This is a genomic window from Lactonifactor longoviformis (genome assembly GCF_042848515.1).
Classification (GTDB): domain Bacteria; phylum Bacillota; class Clostridia; order Lachnospirales; family Lachnospiraceae; genus Lactonifactor; species Lactonifactor longoviformis.
In genome coordinates, this window is sequence record NZ_AP031453.1 from 1,620,052 (window position 1) to 1,634,502 (window position 14,451).

The following is a 14,451-nucleotide window of genomic DNA, read 5'->3' on the forward strand; positions in this document are numbered from 1 at the left end:
TTTCAGTAACATTTTAATACATGTTTTGCAAAATGGCCAGAAAAAGATAATCAAAGGGTACTATCTGCATAAAATATAAATTCTTGAAACATATCACGGTAAATGCTATAATAATAAGCAGTGTGCAATTTTAAACGACAATTTACGGAGGAAATTAAACCAATGAAAACATATGTAGTTACTGGGGGAGCAGGCTTTATCGGTTCTAACTATATCCATTATATGTTCAAAAAATATGATGATGCGATCCGAATTATTAATGTAGACAAGCTGACATATGCCGGCAACCTGGAGAACTTAAAGGATGTTGAGGACAGGGATAATTATACATTTATAAAAGCAGATATCTGCGACAGTGAGGCAATCAACAGAATTTTTGAGGAGAATGATGTTGACCGGGTGGTTCATTTCGCGGCGGAAAGTCATGTGGACAGAAGTATTAAAAATCCGGATGTCTTTGTTAAAACAAATGTGCTGGGAACGCTGGTAATGCTCAATGCCGCCAAGGCTGCCTGGGAACTGCCCGATGGATCCTTTAAAGAGGACAAGCGTTTTCTGCATGTGTCCACTGACGAGGTCTACGGTTCACTTGAGAATGAGGATGAATTTTTCTATGAGACGACTCCCTATGATCCTCACAGCCCATACTCTGCCAGCAAGGCGTCCTCAGACATGCTGGTGAAATCTTATATGGACACCTATAAGTTTCCGGCGAATATCACAAACTGCAGCAATAATTACGGACCCTACCAGTTCCCGGAAAAGCTGATTCCTCTTATTATCAATAATGCTCTTCACGGCAAAAAGCTGCCGGTCTACGGGGATGGAAAGAATGTGAGGGATTGGCTGTACGTAGAGGATCACGCAAAAGGAATAGACATGGTGCAGGAAAAAGGAAGGCTTTTTGAGACGTATAATATCGGGGGTCATAACGAAAAGCAGAACATTGAAATTATTCATATTATTCTGGATACGCTCCAGGATATGCTGCCGGAGGGAGATCCCAGGAAGAAACTGGTGAGCAAAGACCTGATAACCTATGTGGAAGACCGTAAGGGGCATGACAGAAGGTATGCCATCGCTCCGGATAAGATAAGGAAAGAGATTGGCTGGTACCCTGAAACTAAGTTTGAGGACGGAATACGTCTGACAATTCAGTGGTTCTTTGAACATGAGGACTGGATGAAACGAGTTACCAGCGGGGATTATCAGAAGTATTATGAGGAAATGTATCAATAACTAGCAGGGCAGTTGGCTCGTCACGGTATCTTCTGACGGGTCAATTGTTGTGTTTAAAAACAAGATTATAGGAGGTATTAATAAAGTGAAAGGTATTATATTAGCCGGAGGTTCCGGAACCAGGCTTTATCCTTTAACAAAAGCAATATCTAAGCAGATTATGCCGGTTTATGATAAACCTATGATTTACTATCCCCTGTCCACGCTTATGCTGGCCGGGATACGGGAGATTCTGATCATTTCCACACCAAGAGATCTCCCGGTATTTGAAGAGCTATTTGGGACAGGGGAACAGCTGGGGCTGCATATGTCATACGCAGTCCAGGAGTCTCCCAGGGGACTTGCTGATGCCTTTCTTGTAGGGGAGGAATTTATCGGATCAGACAATGTGGCACTTGTGCTGGGGGATAACATTTTTTATGGCCAAAGTTTTTCCAAAGTGCTACAGCAGGCTGCGGGGCGGGAAAAGGGTGCCACTATTTTCGGCTACTACGTCAGAGATCCCCGGGAATACGGGGTCGTAGAATTTGATGAAAGTGGCAGGGCTCTTTCTATTGAGGAAAAGCCGGAGCATCCAAAGTCCAACTATGCAGTTCCCGGACTCTATTTTTATGATAACGATGTAGTTGAGATTGCAAAAAATGTGAAGCCCTCTGCAAGGGGTGAGATCGAAATTACCAGTGTTAATAATGAATATCTGAGGAGAGGTACTCTGCAGGTAGAGACTCTGGGAAGGGGATTTGCATGGCTGGATACAGGGAATCATGACTCTCTTCTGGATGCCGCCGATTTTGTTTCGGCGTTTCAGAAACGCCAGGGACTCTACATCTCCTGCATTGAGGAAATTGCCTATAAACGCGGGTTTATTAACCGGGAGCAGCTGATCCATCTGGCACAGCCGCTTTTGAAGACAGCATATGGCCAGTATCTGATGGAAGTGGCGGAAGGACTGTAACGTTATTTTGGGAAAAACACCGGGTATTTTGGTACTACAATAAATAAAAAGAGGTTGACGAAAGATGGGAAAAATAAAAGTAACTACCTGCGAAATCGAGGGGCTGAGAGTGATTGAACCTGCGGTTTTCGGGGATGAACGCGGATATTTTATGGAAACCTATAACTATAATGATTTCAAAGAGGCCGGCATTGATATGCCTTTTGTTCAGGATAATCAGTCCTGTTCCAAAAAGGGAGTTCTCCGGGGGCTTCATTTTCAGATTCATTATCCACAAGATAAGATAGTCCGGGTAGTCAGCGGTGAGGTGTACGATGTGGCTGTGGATTTGCGGAAAGGCTCTCCCACGTTCGGAAAGTGGCATGGGGAACTCCTCTCGGCGGAGAATAAAAAGCAGTTTTTTATTCCCAAAAACTTTGCCCATGGTTTTCTGGTGCTTTCTGAGGCTGCAGAGTTTGCTTACAAATGTACTGATTTTTATCATCCCAACGATGAAGGGGGGATTATCTGGAACGATCCCCAAATAGGGATTGCGTGGCCGATTCCGGAGGGAATGGAATTAACTATTTCTGAAAAAGACCAAACATGGGGCGGATTACAGGACTTTGTGAAATAGGTAAGGAGAAAATTACATGAACATGTTTAGAGAACTGTTGGCAAACAGGAAACTCATATGGAAACTTGCAAAAAATGATTTCAAAACCAAGTACTCCGGTTCATATTTTGGAATCTTCTGGGCGTTTGTTCAGCCAATTGTTACGGTATTAATCTATGTCTTTGTATTCCAGGTAGGGTTTAAGGCACAGCCGACAGATACAGGATATCCTTATGTACTGCAGCTGGTATCGGGTATTATTCCCTGGTTTTTTTTCTCAGAGGCGCTGTTAAGCGCTACGAATTGTCTGCTGGAATATAGTTATCTTGTAAAAAAAGTAGTGTTTAAAATCAGTATCCTGCCTATTGTTAAAGTATTATCTGCTATATTTGTGCATATCTTTTTTATTTGCTTTGGCGTGCTGCTGTTTGTCATTATGGGGAAGATACCGCCGATACAGTTTGTTCAGATCGTTTATTATATGTTCTGTACCCTGTGCCTGGCTATCGGTCTGAGCTTTTTTACCTGTGCCATCGTGCCCTTTTTCAGAGATTTTTATCAGATGGTAAGCATTGCACTGCAGATTGGGATGTGGCTTTGCCCTATTATGTATGATATATCTTTAATCCCAACTAAGATACAGTTTATTTTGAAGCTGAACCCTGTCTATTATATTGTGCAGGGATACCGTGACTCCTATATGAATGGAATCTGGTTCTGGCACCATGGAACTATGGGAATTTATTTCTGGGTAGTAACCATTTTGTTCGGGATTCTGGGATTCAAAACCTTTAAAAAGCTGAGGGTGCACTTCTCAGACGTCTTATAGGAGGAAACATGAAAAATATTGCAGTAGAAATTAAGAATGTTAGAAAAGTATATAAGCTCTTTGACAAACCCACGGACCGGCTGAGGGAGTCCCTGTCTTTTACTCACAAAAATTATCACAGGGATCACTTTGCTCTGGAAGATATTTCATTGACGGTTCATGAGGGGGAATGTGTTGGGATCATCGGTACAAATGGTTCCGGCAAATCTACGCTTCTGAAGATTGTTACAGGTGTTCTGAACCCTACGGAGGGGAGTGTGACTGTCAATGGAAAAATCAGTGCCCTGCTGGAGCTGGGAGCGGGGTTTAACATGGAATACACCGGAATTGAGAACATCTATCTGAACGGAACGATGATGGGCTTCTCAGAGGCGGAGATGGATAAGAAGATAGACGATATCATAGACTTTGCAGAGATCGGTGATTTTATTCAGCAGCCGGTGAAAACTTATTCCAGCGGTATGTTTGCCCGCCTGGCCTTCGCCGTGGCTATTAATGTGGAACCAGATATTCTGATTGTGGATGAGGCTTTGAGTGTGGGGGATATCTTCTTCCAGGCAAAATGCTACCGAAAATTCAATGAGTTCAAAGAAAAGGGCAAAACAATTGTATTTGTGTCCCATGATCTAAACAGTGTTCTGAAATACTGTGACAGAAGCCTGCTGATTCACCACGGCAAACAGATTGCTGTGGGCAAATCATCGGAGGTTATTGATATTTATAAAAAAATTCTGGCGAACCAGTACGATGAGAACGGGCCTGTGGAGCCTTCACAGGAATTAAGCGCCGCGGAGAACAAACCCGTGGAAATCTGGAAGGAAAAGCTGGTCACCAATCCCCAGGTGGTAGACTACGGGGAGAAAAAGGCTGAGATCGTAGATTTTGCTATTGTTGACGAGAAGGGAATGATTACATCCACCATAGACAAAGGCAGCAGATGTAAGATCAAAATGAAAGTGTTTTTCCACGATACCGTTCAAAATCCTATTTTTGCCATTACCATAAAGGACAGGAAGGGGACAGAGATTACCGGGACGAATACTGCATTAGAGGATAACAACCTGTCAACAGGCCAAAAAGGAACTACGGCTACGGCGGTGTTTGAACAGAGGATAGACCTCCAGGGAGGACAGTATCTGATCTCCTTCGGATGTACAGGATATGAGCTGGACAGCCTTGTGGTGTATAATCGTTTGTATGATGCCTGCTTTTTGGAGGTATTCTCTGCCAAAAATACCATCGGCTACTATGATATGAATTCCAGTGTTACCTATGAAAAATAAAACAGGATGGATACAAAATGGGTGAGAAAATAGGAAAAGTAAAGATGAATCTGGATTATTATGGAGGGGAAGATCTCTATAGTGACGGTGAGGTGGAGGAGCAGCTTCTTAAAATCGTTAAGAGCCACAGGGAAGAAGAATTTCCTGAGATTATCATGAAGGAGAAATCATGGCCGATTCTGTACCATTTGTCTAAACAGAGGCAGAATATTATTGAGTGGTATCCCTTTGAACCAGAGGCTGCGGTATTTGAAGTGGGAGCAGGCTGCGGAGCGATCACCGGGGCGCTTACAAGAGCAGTGCGGAAAGTAGTCGCGAATGATCTGTCTAACAGAAGAAGTATGATCAACGCTTACCGAAACCGGAATGCCGGGAATCTGGAGATCGTGGTGGGTAATTTTAATGTGGTCTCCGAACATACAGAGGAGAAATTTGATTATGTAACCCTTATCGGTGTGTTTGAGTATGCAGAAAGTTACATGGGCACCTGCCGTCCCTATGATGATTTCCTTACGAAGATTAAAGGACTCCTGAAGGCAGAAGGAACAGTTATTATAGCAATTGAGAATAAGCTTGGGCTGAAATATTTTGCAGGCTGTCCGGAGGATCACGTGGGACGGCCCTTTGAGGGGCTGGAGGGATATCCCAACACCAGCGGAGTGAAAACCTTCAGCAAGAAGGAGCTTTCAGATCTTTTAGAGGGCAATGGATTTCATGAGGTTCAATTTTATTACCCTTATCCTGACTACAAACTTCCTACCACCATCTACTCAGATTCGTATCTTCCAAAAGACGGGGAGCTGGTGAATAACCAGAGAAATTTTGATACGGATCGTATTGTGCTGTTTGATGAGACAAGAGCGTTTGATTCAATCATAAAGGCTGGTCTGTTTCCGGAATTTTCCAATTCCTTTTTGGTGACCGCCCAAAAAAGGGGGGAACAGGATGTGTAAAGTAGTGTTTGCAAAATTCTCCAAAGAGCGCAGAGAAGAATATCAGATTATGACCCAGGTCATGGAGGGGGATCCAAGAAGGCTGCTGAAAAAGGCTGCATCCCCAAAGGCCGTGGGACATATTCAGAAGCTGGAGGCTTCCTGCAGGATTCTCCAGGAAGAATATAAGGATAATAAAGAAGTTGTTATCTGTCCCTGCAGTCTGGTTGAGGAAGGTACTGCAGAATTCTCCTACATTGAGGGAGAGAGCATGGAGGAACGTCTGGAAAAGTGTATCAATCAACAGGATTGGGAAGGGCTTCTGGAGGAGATAAGGCTTCTGGATAGAATTGTATCAGGTGTAAGGCATGCCGGAGAGTTTGTGAGGACAGATTCTTTTGATGCTATATTTGGAGAGGTTCTGCTGCCGGAGGGAATGAGAGCCGGGGCTGTCTCTAATGTAGATATCATTCCCACGAACCTAATTTTTAGAAACCAATATTACATGATTGACTATGAATGGGTTTTTGATTTTCCCGTACCTTTCTCTTTCATTTTGTTCCGTGCACTGTTCCACAGTGTGGAGATTAGCAAGCTGCCCCGGGAGATGATAGATAAAGTTTATGATACGGTGCATATTTCAGAGGAAGAACGAAAGCTGTATCTGGAAATGGAGATTTCACTCCAGCGTTATATCACAGGGGAATATACAGTTCTTGGGGAATTGTACCGGCGAATGGATCGCCAGTGTTATATGCTTCGGGAACTGGATACTCAGAATGTATTCACCAGAGTACGCCTGACAGCAGAGAAGGAGATGCCCGGGGAAGCGGAGGAGCTGTTCAATTACAGGACCAAGGATAAAGAGATTTCACTCAACATTCCGCTTCAGAATACCGGCATTCAGAGGCTGTTCTTGTACCCGGAAGAGAAAAGCTGTATCCTGGAGCTCACAGAGGTGGCTGCCCGGACGGGGGACGACTGGACTCCTATTTCCCTGGAACAGCATAACGGTGCCCTGGTCAGAGAAAACTGCATATATTTTCTGGACAAACCTTTTATGATTATTGAGAATGAGGACTATGATGAAGTGGGAGTGAAATACCGTATAATCTTCAAAACTGCGGAGGATGCTAAGCGAATGTCGGAGCTGGTGCTTAATATCCGTCATCTTCAAAATAAAATCAAAGAAATGGAGAACACCAAAGTCTGGAAGGCATACAGAAAATATAAGGATATGAGAGAAAAGTAATTGGAGGCTATTATGGATGTAACTATTGTAATCCCCACGAAAAACGGAGGGGAACTGCTGGACAGAGTACTTGCGGCAGTTTTTTCACAAAAAACCCAATATACCTATGAGGTTATATGTGTGGATTCCGGATCTAAGGATAATACGCTGGATATCATAAGGAAATATGACTGTAAGCTGTACCAGATCCCTCCTTCTGATTTCGGTCATGGAAAAACAAGAAATTACGGTGCTTTCAAGGGAACGGGAACCTATATTATTTTTCTCACACAGGATGCCCTCCCCGCTGCGGAAACCTGGCTTCAGAATTTTATCGATGCTATGAAGCTGGATTCGGATATTGTGGGAGGCTTTGGGATTCACTATCCCTACGAGGACTGTAATATTTTTGAAAAAAGGGATCTGGACGGACATTTTAAAGGGTTCGGCCTTGACAATACGATATACTTTCTGGAGGATCCCAAAAGGTATAAAGAGGAGGAGGCCTACCGGCACAAATTGGCGTTTTTTTCAGACAACAATTCCTGTGTCAGGAGAGATGTCTTTGAAAAGTATCCCTATGAAGATGTGAATTTTGCCGAGGATCAGCTATGGGCAATAAAAATGATTGAGTTGGGCTATAAAAAGGTGTACTGTCCGTTTGCACCGGTATATCATTCCCATAACTATCCCATAGGGACCTATTTTTCCAGATATTATGATGAGTACAAAGGGCTGTATGAACTGCACAGATATAAACTGGTAGATAGATGGTATCACCTTCCCCGCTATACATGGAATCATATTCGGGGAGATTACCATTATCTCAAGTCAATTACACTGCCCAGGAAAGAAAAAGTGAAATGGCTGATTTATTCTATAAGGAAAAATCACTGCAGATATTTTGGAGGATATCTGGCAGGGCGTTACGCAGACTGGTCGCCGAAAAAGCAGCAGAGGATAGACCGGCTGATATCGCAGCAGTATAAACAGATACATGCGTAAGGGAGTTTGAGTATGAGAATAAAGAGAGGTAAAAGATGGGAAGAGTAGTCAGATTTACAAAAAGAGCGTGCAGCTTTTTAAAACGCAAAGGGATCCGGGGGATCATTGACAAGATTAATGAGGAAGAGATGGAACCTCCTAAGATTGAGACTATTGAATTCTACCGGTATATTATGGACCGCACGGAGATCCCCTTTTCAATGGAAGCGTATGAGTCACACAAGATGGAGGAAACATTCCTTTTAAACTGGGTAATCCCGGAAATGGGGGTTGGATCCGGCGGACACACTACTATATTCCGGTTTGTCTCCAATCTGGAAAATATGGGATTTCACAGCAGAATTTATCTGCACAAATCACCCAATTTTAAAGACAATGAGAGCCTGAGAGAATTTCTGAGAAAAAATTTTCCTATTCTGGATGAGAGGGTAGAAACCTATTACGATGTATCTCTGGCGGAATATGCCCATGCTACCATTGCGACTTCATGGAGCACCGCTTATTTTGTAAGAAATTTTAATAATACAATTTCTAAATTTTATTTTGTCCAGGACTTCGAACCATATTTTTATGCTCATGGATCCGAATATGAATTTGCGGAGAATACTTATAAGATGGGATTCCGGGGAATCACGGCAGGGGACTGGCTGAGGGACAAGCTGAGAGAAGAATATCAGATGGAGACCGGAAGCTTTCATTTTTCCTATGAAAAGAAGTTTTATTATCCCAGAGAGCGCACAGACAGTGTGCAGAGAGTGTTTTTTTATGCACGGCCTGTGACGCCCCGCCGGGACTTTGAATTAGGCCTTCTGGCATTGGACGAACTTTGCAGGCGGATGCCTGAGGTAGAAGTGATCTTCGCAGGGTGGGATATCAGTAATTATAATATTCCCTTTAAACATCAGAATAAGGGGATTCTGGATATGAATGGACTGGCAGAGTGCTATGCTCAAAGTGATTTATGCCTTGTAATATCCAATACCAATCTCTCTCTGGTTCCCCTTGAAGTTATGGCCTGCAATTCTGTTGCTGTATGCTCTAAGGGAGCCAACAGCTCCTGGATGGTAACGGAGGAAAATGCTGTTTTGGTTGACTACGATCCCAGTGAAATTGCGGATACCCTGGAATATTATCTCACCCACGAGGACGAGATGGAGAAGTACAGGAAAAAGGGGCTTGCTTATGTAAAGGACACCTCCTGGCTGAAGGAGGCAGAGAAGGTCCGTGATATGCTGAAAAACTGGATCCGGGAGGATGAAGCAAAACTGATGGAAAGCGGGAAATAGATATGAGAAAGCTGCAGCGTATTCTGGAGTACGGAAAAACCTATGGTGTCAGAGAAATGATGAATAAGTCTGCAGAGTTTCTCACAGGCAGGAGGATTGCCTATGAAAAGTGGTTCCAGAAGCACAGAGCATCCTCCATGGAGCTGGAACACCAGAGGAAAGAACAGTGGGAAGATGCCCCTCTGGTAAGTATCATAGTGCCTGCATACTGCACACCAGCGCTTTTCTTTTGCCAAATGACAGATTCAGTTATCGCCCAGAGCTATGAAAACTGGGAACTCTGCATTGCTGACGGGAGCGGTAAGGGCAGAACAGAATTGGCAGATCTGGTTGAGAATGCATATGCCAGGGAGAAAAGAATCCGCTACAGACTGCTGGAGGAGAACCTGGGGATCTCAGGAAACAGCAATGCAGCCCTTGCAATGGCTTCCGGAGATATCATTGCATTGCTGGATCACGACGATGTGCTGGCGCCGGAAGCACTCCATGAGATAGTAAAGGCTTACAGGGAAAATCCCGGGGCAGAAGTTGTATATACAGACGAAGATAAGGTGGATATGGAGCTTGCGACTCATTACCAGCCGCATTTCAAGCCGGACTTCAATCTGGATTATCTGAGAACCAATAATTACATCTGCCACTTGTTTACAGTCAGAAGAGAGACGGCAGAGAGAGCCGGCGGTTTTCGAAAGGAGTATGACGGGGCCCAGGATTATGATTTTATTCTGAGATGCACGGAGACGGCAGCAGAGATTGTGCACATACCCAAAATATTATACTATTGGAGAATGCATCCAGGTTCCGTTGCCGGGAATCCGGAGAGTAAGGAGTATGCCTATGAGGCCGGAAGAAGGGCGGTGGAATCCCATCTGAACCGTCTCAACATAGAGGCCCGGGTGGAGCACGCAGGCCATTGGGGGCTTTACCGCATCCGATATGCGCTGGCCGGTACACCACTGGTTTCCATTATCATTGCACCGGTTACTTCTGAGGCTAAGGCAGAGGCGTGCAGAAAAAGAATTAAAAGCTGTACGTCATATACCAATTATGAGATCGTGACCCTGGGCGAGGCTGCCAGGGGAGAGTATTTGGTGTTTATCAGCGAGGATATCACCGTACTGAACCACGGATGGCTGGAAGAGATGCTCTCTAACTGTCAGAGGCCGGAGGTCGGTGCAGTGGGAGGGAAACTATATTTTCCGGATCAAAGGGTGTATTCCGCAGGGATTCTGGTGGGAGTGAAGGGACTGGGCGCTCATGCATTTTCCGGTCTTCCCAAAGAAGAACTGGGATACTGTGCACGGGCGGTATTGCAGCAGGATATGAGTGCGGTTTCCTCTGAGTTTATGATGGTAAAAAAAGAGGTATATGATATAGTAAGCCAGAACCGGGAATATCTCTTTACAGACAAAGGTCTGGCCAATCTGGATTTTTGCCTGAAGGTGAAACAGGCGGGATATCTGATTGTGTATCTGCCTGGGGCAGAGGCTTGTACCGAACGGCCGCCTGATAGGCAAAAAGAGAAAGCTGTGGTTGAAACGTCCTGTAACCCAAAAGAAGTGGACAAGTTCTGTGAAATATGGAAGAGAGAGCTTAAGAAAGGGGATCCCTGTTATAATCCTAACCTGACGAAAAAGAGATGTGATTATTCTCTGGGATAGTGTGAAAAGAAGAAAGGCGGGTAGCAAATATGAAAGTTTTAGTGACAGGAGCAAAGGGCCAGTTGGGAACAGATGTTATGAACGAGCTGGCTAAAAGAAAATATGAGGGTATTGGTGTAGACGTAGAGGAAATGGATATCACTGACCCTGAGGCTGTGGAAACGGTTATTTCAGAGTCTGGAGCGGATACTGTGGTTCACTGTGCTGCCTACACGGCAGTTGATGCGGCGGAGGACAATGAAGAGCTTTGCCGGAAGGTCAATGCCTTTGGGACAGAAAATATTGCAAAGGTATGTAAAAAACTGGATGTAAAGATGGTATATATCAGCACAGACTATGTGTTTGACGGAGAAGGAGAACGGCCCTGGGAGCCGGATGATCCCAGACAGCCCCTGAATATCTATGGACAGACAAAGTATGAAGGGGAACTGGCAGTGGAAAACAATGTGGAGAAATTTTTTATTGTCCGTATTGCATGGGTGTTCGGTGTAAATGGAAAGAACTTTATAAAGACGATGCTGAATCTGGCAAAATCACATGATGAGCTGAATGTGGTAAATGATCAGATAGGATCTCCCACGTACACATATGATTTGGCGAGACTGCTGGTAGATATGATAGAGACAGATAAATATGGCTTTTATCATGCGACCAACGAAGGTCTGTGTACCTGGTATGAATTTGCGCGGGAAATCTTCCGTCAGGCAGGGGTTAATGTTAAGGTGAATCCTGTGGACAGCTCTCAGTTTCCGGCAAAGGCAAAGCGCCCGCATAACAGCAGGATGAGTAAAGAAAAGCTTACGGCAAATGGATTTCAGCGGCTGCCGGAATGGCAGGATGCGCTGTCCCGTTATCTGGATATTATTCTGGAGCGTTGACAGAGGTTACAGTTACGAAAGAAAATGAGGCACCGGAAACACCGGCAGCCTCATTTTAATTTTCGTTTTTATCTTCTTTTGAATTGCTGTATAAATCCCTTATGATGAAAAGAGGTGCTTTGTTGATGCTGAGAAAAACACGTCCGATATATTCTCCCAACAGCCCCAGCATAATCATAAGCAAACCACCGATTACCAGCAGTACACACATAAGGGAGGCCCAGCCCACTATTGGCTCCGGATGGAAGAATTGGCTTATCACAATGTAGAGAGCCCCCAGAAATCCGAGGCAGGAGAAAACGCCGCCTACAATGCTGGCCAGGCGCAGCGGCTTAATGGAAAAGGAAGTAAATCCATTCAGCCAGAGCATGACAAGCTTTCCTAGGGTAAAGGTTGTGGTACCGAATTCCCGTTCCTTATGGTCGATATAGACATTGGCAATTTTGTCTGTGGAACGGAGAATCAATCCCCAGATATAGGGGAAACCGCTGTCATACTTCAGTATCTGGTCTACCACAAAATGGGTCATGATAAAGTAACTGCATAAAGTTAGCTCTTTGGGTTTGTTCAGCAGGCAGGTGGCCATGCGATCGTTCAGACGGCTGCCCCAGTTTTTAAAACGGCTGTGCTTCTTCACATGGTATTTGCCAAAAACCACATCGTATCCTTCCTGGATCTTTTCCAGAAGCTTGTGAGCTTCTATAGGGGGATTTTGGCCATCGTCATCCAGGGAAATGATATAGTCCCCGGTACACAGGGAGTAGCCTGCCATCAGTGCGGCATCTTGTCCAAAATTACGAGACAGATTTGCGGCGGTAACCTGGGGGTGTTTATGGGCAAGTTCCTGGATGACAGAAAAGGTATTGTCTTTGGAACCGTCATTTACCAGTATAATTTCATAGTTATAGTCATCCGCGGGGAATGCCTGAAAAATCCCTTCTACCACATGGCCGACAGACAGCTCTGAGTAGTAGCAGGGAATTACAAATGAAAGTTTTTTATCATATTTCAAGGGAATTGCCTCCTCTTTCTCTAATCCTTGCAGGGGTTATTATAGCATAGGGAAAAATGGAAAGGAAGGGGCAAGAGAGGAAGCTTAAAGATTTTTAAGAAAGATTTAATTAAATTTTAGACACAGTATGATATGATAAGGAGCGGGTATTTAGGGAGGAAATTAATATAAGGAGTGTAATTTATGAGAGAGTATCTGTTGAAAAATGAGGGGAGAAACTTAAACAGGTTTTTTATTGCTTTTGTATTTGTATTTGTTCTTATGTGGGCGTTTATTATACCGTATAATAATGCTCCGGATGAGTATATGCGTTATGAGATACCGCATTTTATTTATAAGTACGGGGCTCTGCCCCACGGAGGGGATCCCAGGATCCGGGACCCCTACTGGGGAGTGTCCTATGGCTTTTTTCCCATCTTATCGTATATTTTTTCTGCGGGATTTATGAAGATTGTGAGTTTTTTTTCTACCAGTGATTTTGCTCTGGTTATGGCAGCCAGGATACCAAGTGTGCTGTTTACTACAGGGACGGCAGTTTTTGCTGTAAAAATCGGAAAGAAATTATTTCCCAGATCAGGAAGCTGGCTTTATATTGCACTCTGCATGCTTCTGCCGGAGGCTGTATTTGTGGGGGCATATGTCAATAATGATGCTATGGCTATCTTCTCCACGGCTTTTATCGTGTACATGTGGATAAGAGGAATGGAGACCAGATGGGATTATAAATACTGTGCTGGTCTTGCTGTGGGGATGTCATTTTGTATACTTTCTTATTACAATGCCTATGGATATCTTCTAAGCAGTGCTTTTATTTTTGCCTGTTCTATGTTACTATGTCAGGAGAAAAAGTGGCAGTGGAGACCTTTTTTGAGGAAGGGTCTGTTTATTCTGGGGATCGTGTTTCTGCTGACCGGTTGGTGGTTTATTCGTAATTATATAATCTATGACGGGGATTTTCTGGGCCTGAAGACCAATAACTACTATGGTGATTTGTATGCCATTCCCCAGTACAAGCCGAGCCTGAATCCTAACCCCCACCATATCGGTATGGGGCTGGGGGGAATGCTCTTTGGTCAGCAGTGGCTGCATAAGGTGTTTCAGAGCTTTGTTGGGGTTTTTGGATATATGGATGTCTATCTTCCCCAGGGCATATATGCTGTTTATCTTCTCATATTTACCGGAGGAGCTTTGGGATGCCTGGTTCGTCTGAAGAAGCTCTTTACAATCAGAAAAAACAAGGAATGGGTCATGGAGGGCTTTTTCCACATTGGGATGCTGGCTGCTATAGGCATAACCAATTTTTTAAACCTTTATCATTCTTACTTTGTAGATCTCCAGCCTCAGGGAAGGTATAGCCTGCCAATGCTGATTCCGTTTATGTTTTATGTAGTCTACGGAATAAAGACTTTAACAGAAATGCTGATAAGGGATGGGAAAAAGCAGAAAGCTGTCTATGGGCTCCTTCTTGTGTTTGTTGCAGCTGCGGCTTTGTATAGCTTCTTCGGTGTAATATTCCCTAAATATGGGTTTGTTCATTTTACGTAA

General features: G+C 44.1%; 13 protein-coding genes. 12 read left to right on the forward strand and 1 reads right to left on the reverse strand.

The genetic code is table 11. The annotated features are described in order from the left end of the window. The first annotated feature begins 162 nt into the window (after positions 1–162). The 11 genes from rfbB to rfbD all read left to right on the forward strand — a co-directional run bounded on the left by rfbB (position 163) and on the right by rfbD (position 11,894). A complete protein-coding gene (gene rfbB, locus ACGHCT_RS07540; protein ID WP_390439262.1) occupies positions 163–1,239 on the forward strand; it encodes a dTDP-glucose 4,6-dehydratase in 1,077 nt (358 codons plus the stop codon). Positions 1,240–1,324: 85 nt separating this feature from the next. Then, positions 1,325–2,194 carry a glucose-1-phosphate thymidylyltransferase RfbA gene (gene rfbA, locus ACGHCT_RS07545; protein ID WP_390439264.1) on the forward strand — a complete coding sequence of 290 codons (870 nt, stop codon included), beginning with the start codon at positions 1,325–1,327 and terminating at the stop codon, positions 2,192–2,194. Between the two features lie 64 nt (positions 2,195–2,258). Beyond that, positions 2,259–2,810: a dTDP-4-dehydrorhamnose 3,5-epimerase gene (rfbC, locus tag ACGHCT_RS07550; protein ID WP_390439266.1), complete on the forward strand. Its 552-nt coding sequence runs from the start codon at positions 2,259–2,261 to the stop codon at positions 2,808–2,810. 16 nt (positions 2,811–2,826) lie between these two features. Beyond that, positions 2,827–3,618, forward strand: a complete 792-nt coding sequence (locus tag ACGHCT_RS07555; protein WP_390439268.1) for an ABC transporter permease — start codon at positions 2,827–2,829, stop codon at positions 3,616–3,618. An 8-nt stretch (positions 3,619–3,626) separates the two neighbouring features. Continuing rightward, complete coding sequence (locus ACGHCT_RS07560) at positions 3,627–4,901, forward strand: ABC transporter ATP-binding protein (protein WP_390439270.1); 1,275 nt, start codon at positions 3,627–3,629, stop codon at positions 4,899–4,901. 17 nt (positions 4,902–4,918) lie between these two features. Then, positions 4,919–5,854 (forward strand): class I SAM-dependent methyltransferase, encoded by a 936-nt coding sequence (locus ACGHCT_RS07565; RefSeq protein WP_390439272.1) that lies wholly within the window; start codon positions 4,919–4,921, stop codon positions 5,852–5,854. Then, positions 5,847–7,085: a hypothetical protein gene (locus tag ACGHCT_RS07570; protein WP_390439274.1), complete on the forward strand. Its 1,239-nt coding sequence runs from the start codon at positions 5,847–5,849 to the stop codon at positions 7,083–7,085. The genes ACGHCT_RS07565 and ACGHCT_RS07570 overlap by 8 nt, the downstream gene beginning before the upstream one ends. Before the next feature lie 12 nt (positions 7,086–7,097). Further along, entirely contained in the window at positions 7,098–8,069 is a 972-nt protein-coding gene (locus ACGHCT_RS07575; protein WP_390439276.1) for a glycosyltransferase family 2 protein, read from the forward strand. 35 nt (positions 8,070–8,104) lie between these two features. Further along, complete coding sequence (locus ACGHCT_RS07580; RefSeq protein WP_390439278.1) at positions 8,105–9,355, forward strand: glycosyltransferase family 4 protein; 1,251 nt, start codon at positions 8,105–8,107, stop codon at positions 9,353–9,355. A 2-nt stretch (positions 9,356–9,357) separates the two neighbouring features. Continuing rightward, the gene (locus ACGHCT_RS07585; protein WP_390439280.1) at positions 9,358–11,016 is read left to right on the forward strand and encodes a glycosyltransferase; all 1,659 of its coding nucleotides are present in this window, start codon (positions 9,358–9,360) and stop codon (positions 11,014–11,016) included. Between the two features lie 29 nt (positions 11,017–11,045). Further along, positions 11,046–11,894, forward strand: a complete 849-nt coding sequence (gene rfbD, locus ACGHCT_RS07590; RefSeq protein ID WP_390439282.1) for a dTDP-4-dehydrorhamnose reductase — start codon at positions 11,046–11,048, stop codon at positions 11,892–11,894. A 55-nt stretch (positions 11,895–11,949) separates the two neighbouring features. Here rfbD and ACGHCT_RS07595 read toward each other — a convergent pair whose 3' ends face one another. Beyond that, entirely contained in the window at positions 11,950–12,906 is a 957-nt protein-coding gene (locus tag ACGHCT_RS07595) for a glycosyltransferase family 2 protein (protein ID WP_390439284.1), read from the reverse strand. A gap of 183 nt (positions 12,907–13,089) precedes the next feature. On the opposite strand from ACGHCT_RS07595, the gene ACGHCT_RS07600 reads away from it, so the two are divergent. After that, on the forward strand, positions 13,090–14,451 hold the full coding sequence (locus tag ACGHCT_RS07600; protein ID WP_390439286.1) for an ArnT family glycosyltransferase: 1,362 nt from the start codon (positions 13,090–13,092) through the stop codon (positions 14,449–14,451).

What these genes read in the sequence shown, in the direction of transcription:
- rfbC (WP_390439266.1), top strand. Translation starts at nt 2,259, where the DNA reads ATGGGAAAAATAAAAGTAACTACCTGCGAAATCGAGGGGCTGAGAGTG.
- rfbB (WP_390439262.1), top strand. Translation starts at nt 163, where the DNA reads ATGAAAACATATGTAGTTACTGGGGGAGCAGGCTTTATCGGTTCTAAC.
- ACGHCT_RS07560 (WP_390439270.1), top strand. Translation starts at nt 3,627, where the DNA reads ATGAAAAATATTGCAGTAGAAATTAAGAATGTTAGAAAAGTATATAAG.
- ACGHCT_RS07570 (WP_390439274.1), top strand. Translation starts at nt 5,847, where the DNA reads ATGTGTAAAGTAGTGTTTGCAAAATTCTCCAAAGAGCGCAGAGAAGAA.
- rfbD (WP_390439282.1), top strand. Translation starts at nt 11,046, where the DNA reads ATGAAAGTTTTAGTGACAGGAGCAAAGGGCCAGTTGGGAACAGATGTT.
- ACGHCT_RS07585 (WP_390439280.1), top strand. Translation starts at nt 9,358, where the DNA reads ATGAGAAAGCTGCAGCGTATTCTGGAGTACGGAAAAACCTATGGTGTC.
- ACGHCT_RS07565 (WP_390439272.1), top strand. Translation starts at nt 4,919, where the DNA reads ATGGGTGAGAAAATAGGAAAAGTAAAGATGAATCTGGATTATTATGGA.
- ACGHCT_RS07575 (WP_390439276.1), top strand. Translation starts at nt 7,098, where the DNA reads ATGGATGTAACTATTGTAATCCCCACGAAAAACGGAGGGGAACTGCTG.
- ACGHCT_RS07600 (WP_390439286.1), top strand. Translation starts at nt 13,090, where the DNA reads ATGAGAGAGTATCTGTTGAAAAATGAGGGGAGAAACTTAAACAGGTTT.
- ACGHCT_RS07580 (WP_390439278.1), top strand. Translation starts at nt 8,105, where the DNA reads ATGGGAAGAGTAGTCAGATTTACAAAAAGAGCGTGCAGCTTTTTAAAA.
- ACGHCT_RS07555 (WP_390439268.1), top strand. Translation starts at nt 2,827, where the DNA reads ATGAACATGTTTAGAGAACTGTTGGCAAACAGGAAACTCATATGGAAA.